This window comes from Micromonospora sp. NPDC049799, from assembly GCF_040656655.1.
Lineage (GTDB): Bacteria > Actinomycetota > Actinomycetes > Mycobacteriales > Micromonosporaceae > Micromonospora.
In genome coordinates this window covers 1-4115 of record NZ_JBFAMU010000437.1, presented here as the reverse complement: position 1 = coordinate 4115, position 4115 = coordinate 1, and the positions used below count along the sequence as shown (strand labels likewise).

At 72.3% G+C, this 4115-nt stretch carries 4 protein-coding genes; all 4 read right to left on the bottom strand.

What is annotated here, in order from left to right; genetic code table 11:
* Positions 1-125 precede the first annotated feature (125 nt).
* Positions 126-275, bottom strand: a complete 150-nt coding sequence (locus AB0I76_RS23960; protein WP_357039485.1) for a hypothetical protein — start codon at positions 273-275, stop codon at positions 126-128.
* Positions 272-1213 (bottom strand): copper transporter, encoded by a 942-nt coding sequence (locus AB0I76_RS23955; protein WP_357039482.1) that lies wholly within the window; start codon positions 1211-1213, stop codon positions 272-274. Before AB0I76_RS23955 ends, AB0I76_RS23960 begins: the two co-directional genes overlap by 4 nt.
* Positions 1214-1240: 27 nt before the next feature.
* Positions 1241-2419, bottom strand: a complete 1179-nt coding sequence (gene steA, locus AB0I76_RS23950; RefSeq protein ID WP_357039479.1) for a putative cytokinetic ring protein SteA — start codon at positions 2417-2419, stop codon at positions 1241-1243.
* Between the two features lie 119 nt (positions 2420-2538).
* On the bottom strand, positions 2539-4115 hold a 1577-nt coding region (recN, locus tag AB0I76_RS23945; RefSeq protein WP_357039476.1), incomplete at its 5' end, for a DNA repair protein RecN.

The following is a 4115-nucleotide window of genomic DNA, read 5'->3' as shown; positions in this document are numbered from 1 at the left end:
CACCGTGCGACCCCGGAAGTTGGTGCGCTCCAGCGCGGGGCCGACCGGGGCGATGCGCACCTCGCGCAGCGCGTACCGGGCGGCGACGGCGCCGGCACCGGCGACCAGGAGCCGACCGAGCAGGCTCACGCCGTCGCCTCGCTACGCTCGACGACGGCGCGATCCGCGCGGCTGCTGTGCTTGACGGTTCGCTCGGCAAGCTCGCTCACGCCGCCCCCTTCCGCCGGGCGTCGACGATCCGGACGGTCGGACACCGGAGTGGATGCATCGGTCACTGGGGCAGTCTAGGCAGCAGCGAGGAGGCGTTGTCGCCGACACCGTACTGGCCGGTCTTCTTCTCGGTGAGCTGCTGCACCAGCGCCAGGCTGGTGACCAGCTGACCCTGGACGGTGTTGGCGTTGTCGACGGTGGAGATGGACTGCGCGAGGACCGGGTCGCCCCGGACCACGGCCACCAGGTTGCTGTCGGCGGAGCCGTTGCCGGCGACCACGACCGCGCCGGTCCGGTCGAACTGCTCGGCGATCTTGACCACCGACTCGTCCTTGCGGGCGGAGTCCTGGTCGACGTACGGCTGCCCGCTGACCAGGACGACGGCCTCGGCCGACGCGGTCACCTTGGCCTCCGTGGTCAGGTAGTTGGCGTTGGTGTACGCGGCCAGCACCGCGCGCCGGTCCGCCTCGCTGACCGGTGTGGCCCCCGGCGACCGGTCGAGCAGCACGCTGGCCAGCAGTGCGCTGGAGGTCTCCACGCCGTGCCCGTTGCCGGGCAGGTCGGCGGTGGGCGCGCTGGTCGGGCGAGCCGCGTCGACGGCCAGCTCCAGCAGGTCGCTGCTGTTGTCCGGGTCCATGAACTTGTCCTGCAGGTCGATCCGCCCGGTGACGTCCGCGCCGGCGAGCTGGAGCATCTTGACCACGTTCTCGGTGTGACCGCGGCCGGTCGGCAGGCTGACCACCAGCACCCGCTTGCCGGCGAGCCGGCCGGGCAGCACGACCTGGGCGATCTCAGCGGCGAACTCCTCCTCGCGGGCGAGCTCCTCCTGCATGCTGTTGACCTGCTGGCGCATCTGCTGGTTGGCCTTGCTCAAGCCGTTGACGTTCTCCTTGAGCGAATCGGCCACCGGACCGTTCAGCGCGGCGGTGCCCACGACCAGGCCGATCGCCAACGCCAGGAAGACCGCGGTCAGGGACACCACGTGGTACCGGAAGTTGATCACACCTGAATCCTCTTGATCGAGCGCACGCTAGAAGAGCTGTGACAGCTGGAACACGAAATTGTTCCACCACTCGGAGACCACGCCCAGGTACGCCTTGCCGACGGTGGAGACCGCCACGGCCGACGCCATCGCGGCGATGGCGGAGAGCACGAGCAGCAGGAGCGAGGATCCGGAGATGCTCTGCCGGTAGAGCCGGCTGACGCCCTTGGCGTCGACCAGCTTCCCGCCGACCTTCAACCGGGTCAGGAACGTCGAGGCCATGCCACCGCGCCCCTTGTCGAGGAACTCGACCAGGGTGGCGTGCGTGCCGACCGCCACCAGCAGCGACGCGCCCTTCTCGTCGGCCAGGAGCATGGCCAGGTCCTCGCTGGTGGCGGCGGCCGGGAAGGTGATCGCCGGCACGCCCAGCCCGTTGACCCGGGGCAGCCCCGGCGCGCGCCCGTCCGGGTACGCGTGCACGATCACCTCGGCGCCGCAGCGCAGCACGTCGTCGGTGACCGAGTCCATGTCGCCGATGATCATGTCTGGCGTGTAGCCCGCCTCGACGAGGGCGTCCGCACCACCGTCGACGCCGATCAGCACCGGCTTGAACTCCCGGATGTACGGGCGCAGCACGTCCAGGTCGGCCTTGTAGTCGTATCCCCGGACCACGATCAGGCAGTGCCGGCCCTGGATCTGGGTCTGGATGTCCGGCACCCCGACGCCGTCGAGGAGCAGGTCACGCTCCTGCCGGAGGTAGTCCATCGTGTTGGCGGCGAACGCCTCCAGCTGGACCGAGAGCCCCTCCCGTGCGTCGGCCATGGCCTTGGCCACCGTCTCGGCGTCCTGGAGACTGCCGTGGGCGACCGGCTCGTCACCGACGAAGACCGTGTTGCCCTCGATCCGGACGGTGTCGCCCTCACGGACCTGGTCGAAGACGCTCTCCCCCAGGTCGTCCAGCAGCGGAATGCCGGCGGCGATCAGCACCTCGGGACCGAGATTGGGGTAGCGGCCGGAGACCGACGGCTTCGCGTTGAGGACGGCACCGACACCGACGGCTACCAACGAGTCGGCGGCGACGCGGTCCAGATCGACGTGGTCGATCACCGCGATGTCGCCGGGGCGGAGCCGTCCGACCAGGCGTTTGGTCCGGCGATCCAGGCGCGCGGTGCCGACGATCCGGCCCGGTTCCGCGGCCCGGTTCCGGCGCAACGTTGGTATACGCATCGTGACCATCCTGGCATGTGAGGCAGGCTACTCCGGCGCGACATGCCTGAGCGGCGCCGCCTACCCAGGGAAGCACACTACGGCGCGGGCCGGTGTGCCTGTGCTCACAATGACCCGCGCTACGGTCGCCTCTCGCGCGCCGCCACCGCCAGAAGCTCCTCGGCGTGAGCGATACCCAGGTCCGAATCAGGCAAACCGGCGAGCATGCGGGCGAGTTCCCGGGCACGCTCGGTGTCCTCCACCACCCGGACGCCACTGGTGGTCACCGCGCCACCGGTGTCCTTCGCCACGACCAGGTGCCGGTCGGCGAACGCGGCCACCTGGGGCAGGTGGGTGACCACGAGCACCTGGTGACTGCGGGCCAGCCGGGCCAGCCGCCGGCCGATCTCCACCGCCGCCTGCCCGCCGACTCCGGCGTCCACCTCGTCGAAGACCAGCGTGGGCGGGCCACCGGACCCCGCGAAGACCACCTCGATGGCCAGCATCACCCGGGACAGCTCACCGCCGGAGGCGCCGCGCTGCAACGGCAGCGACGGCGCGCCCGGGTGGGCCAGCAGCCGCAGCTCCACCTCGTCGCCGCCGTCCGGGCCGACACCGACCTCGCGGCCGTTGACCGGCAGGCTGGGCTCGGACTTCCCGGCCGGCCGGGGAAGGACCGCCACCTCGATCCGCGCGTGCGGCATGGCCAGTCCCGCCAACTCCTCGGTGACCTGCGCGGCGAACCGCTGCGCCGCCTCCTGCCGGGACGCCGACACCCGACCGGCGAGGTCGGCCACCTCGGCGGCCAGCCGCGTCGCCTCCCGGTCCAGCTCGTCCAGCAGGTCGTCGGAGGTATCGAGGTCGGACAGCCGGGTGCGGGCCCGCTCGGCCCAGGCGATGACGCCGTCGACGTCGTCGGCGTACTTGCGGGTCAGTGCGCGCAGCGCCGCACGCCGCTCGTACACGGTCTGCAGCCGGGCGGGGTCGGCGTCCAGCGCGGCCAGGTACGCCGACAGCTCGGCGGAGACGTCGGCCACCAGGGTCGCCGCCTCCTCCAGCCGCACCGCCAGTTCGCCGAGCGCCGGGTCGGTGCCGGCCTGCGCCTCCAGCGTCCGGCGGGCGGTGCCGAGCAGCACGGTGGCGTCCGGCGTCTCGTCGGTGGCCTCCATGCCGCCGGCGACGCAGTGCTGGGCGAGCTGCGCGGCCGTGCGCAGGCCCTCGGCGTGCTCCAGCCGCTGCGCCTCCGCCTTCAGCTCGTCGTCCTCGCCGGGCTGCGGGTCGACCCGGGTGATCTCGTCCAGGCCGAGCCGCAGCAGGTCGGCCTCCTGGTTGCGCTCGCGGGCGTTGCGCCGCCGGTCGGCCAGGTCCTCCACGACGGTGCGCCAGCGCGTGTACGCCTCCCGCAGCGCGTCGAGCAGCTTCTCGTGCTCCGGCCCGGCGAAGCGGTCCAGCGCGGCGCGCTGCTCGGCGGGGCGCAGCAGCCGCAGCTGGTCGGACTGCCCGTGCACCGCGACGACCTGCTCGCCGACCTCACCGAGCATCGACACCGGCATGCTGCGACCGCCCACGTGCGCCCGGGACCGGCCCTCCACCGTCACGGTGCGGCTCAGCAGCAGCGAACCGTCCTCGTCGGGCTCCCCGCCGGCGTCGGTGATCCGCGCGTGCACCGTGGTGGCCACCCGGCAGTAGATGCGCAGCCGGACCTCGACAATCGCCC

Coding starts and splice junctions, on each gene's coding strand:
- steA (WP_357039479.1), bottom strand. CDS start 2,419: ATGCGTATACCAACGTTGCGCCGGAACCGGGCCGCGGAACCGGGCCGG.